The sequence below is a fragment of the Mycobacterium sp. 1423905.2 genome (assembly GCF_001673155.1).
Lineage (GTDB): Bacteria > Actinomycetota > Actinomycetes > Mycobacteriales > Mycobacteriaceae > Mycobacterium.
Genome location: NZ_LZLE01000346.1, coordinates 1 through 1,713, shown reverse-complemented (window position 1 = coordinate 1,713; position 1,713 = coordinate 1). Strand labels below are relative to the sequence as shown.

General features: G+C 62.4%; 2 protein-coding genes. Both read right to left on the bottom strand.

Going from position 1 to position 1,713, the window contains the following annotated elements; genetic code table 11:
- Nucleotides 1-266 precede the first annotated feature (266 nt).
- Nucleotides 267-878 (bottom strand): TetR/AcrR family transcriptional regulator, encoded by a 612-nt coding sequence (locus A9W95_RS23725; RefSeq protein ID WP_067418542.1) that lies wholly within the window; start codon nucleotides 876-878, stop codon nucleotides 267-269.
- Nucleotides 879-1,379: 501 nt separating this feature from the next.
- A partial coding sequence (locus tag A9W95_RS23720) for a BBE domain-containing protein (protein ID WP_172826707.1) occupies nucleotides 1,380-1,713 on the bottom strand: 334 nt, incomplete at its 5' end.

Sequence of the window (1,713 nt, the reverse complement as noted above, 5' to 3'; positions counted from 1 at the left end):
GCGGACCGGCGCCGCGTTCACTCAGATTGCGAACACCTACATCGCAGCCGATCGGGCCGCTGCTGGGGCTCTGGTCTTCATAAGGTGACTCACACGGTGAATCGTGGATGCTCCGGTGACACCAGAAGGCGGTAGAGGCGACGACCTCGGGGTGATGGCCGGTCGGTTGCTCATCGAGCCGCAAGGACCTGCGCACGTCCACGACGGGCGCATCACGGGACCACGACAGTGGTGTTGGAGGTCATCATGCGGCGAGCGTTGCGCTCCTAGCGGTAGCCTTCGCGGCCCAGCATTGTCGCGACATGGCGCAGCAAAGCCGTACGGAATCCATCGGCTGATGGAGCCGGGAAGTGCAAAGTCCGGGGAATCATGGCTCCGGCGAGCGATCGGAGGAGAATCTCGACAACCTCTTCCGGAGTTCCAATGGGTTGGAACGCCCCTGACTCCCGACCCTCGATGACGGTTCGCACAAACGGCGCCCGGTAACGGGCCCATCCTTCCTCGCTGTAGTCGCGCAACTCGGCATCCCGCATGCTGGAGCGCCACACCTCGATGAGCAACTGGTGATTGCGCAGAGGCGTGTTCAGGTTGCGGTCGATCATCGCCACCAGCCGGCGCCAGGGGTCGCTTTCGGCCTCCGCCACCGCTTCCAACGCAATCACCTCGAGCTCGGTGGCATGTCGAATCGCCTCGATCAACATGTCTTCGCGGGAGCCGAAGTAGTTCTGCAGCGTGCTTATCGCCGCACCACTAGCCGCCGCAACGTCGGCGAAGCGCGTATTCTCGTAGCCTCGTTCGGCCAACACCCCGGCGGCCGCTTCAGTCACCGCGGCCCGGCGCGCTCCGCCTGCCCGACGAGTCCTTCGCTGCACAACCATGACGGTATGGTACGGCTATACCGCCAAGAAGCAATACTTAGAGAATCACCCTGAGCAAGCCACGACACGATTGACTTGGCAACCATCTGGCATCTGGGCTCTACCGTCAGAGAGCGCCCAATGCCGGGGACGGAAGTTGGTCGCATGCATTCGAACGCCGCAGTTGCACGAACATCCGTCCGGGAAACGCGAATCCTGTTGGGCACCTGATACCAAGACCGGCACAGTGAGACGCCGCTCCCTCTCCACGCGTGACGTCGTTATGTCCAGCAGCGCCGACGTGCTTTCAGTGCGCAGGCAGGCCATGATCGATTCGATCAACGAGTCCGGCGTCCTGCTGCCACACCGCACTGGCATGCTCCCGCGGTTGTACCCCCGTAGAGATCAGTGGGCCGGCCCGTGAAGGACAACTTGGCTATGCCGCAGGGGTTTAGACAAAAGCACCTTTGGCGATGACTTCGAGCAGGTACGTTGCTCCTGACCGAGTCGATTGTTGGTCCGCTAGTTCGGCGCTTCTGTGCCCGGATGAGGCGGGATGTTGTGGTTGAGGCGAAACCTGTTGTGCGGGTCGCACTTAGCCTTCACGGTTCGTAATTTATCGTAGACATCCGGATCGTAGGCTTGCCGGGTACGCTCCTCGGTGGTGTCGTTCGGCCCCTGGAAGCTGGGGCTGGCCTTGTCATAAAGCCAGGGCCGTAACGCGGTCAGCAGTTCGCAGCCGGCTTGTTGATAGTCGGACACCTTCTGCCCGGGCGGCACGACGGTGAGACCGAACATCGCAAAGGCGGCGTCTCGGGCGCCCACTGCGTTGAAAAACGGCGCCGGCCGGCTGAAC

What these genes read in the sequence shown, in the direction of transcription:
- A9W95_RS23725 (WP_067418542.1), bottom strand. Translation starts at nt 878, where the DNA reads ATGGTTGTGCAGCGAAGGACTCGTCGGGCAGGCGGAGCGCGCCGGGCC.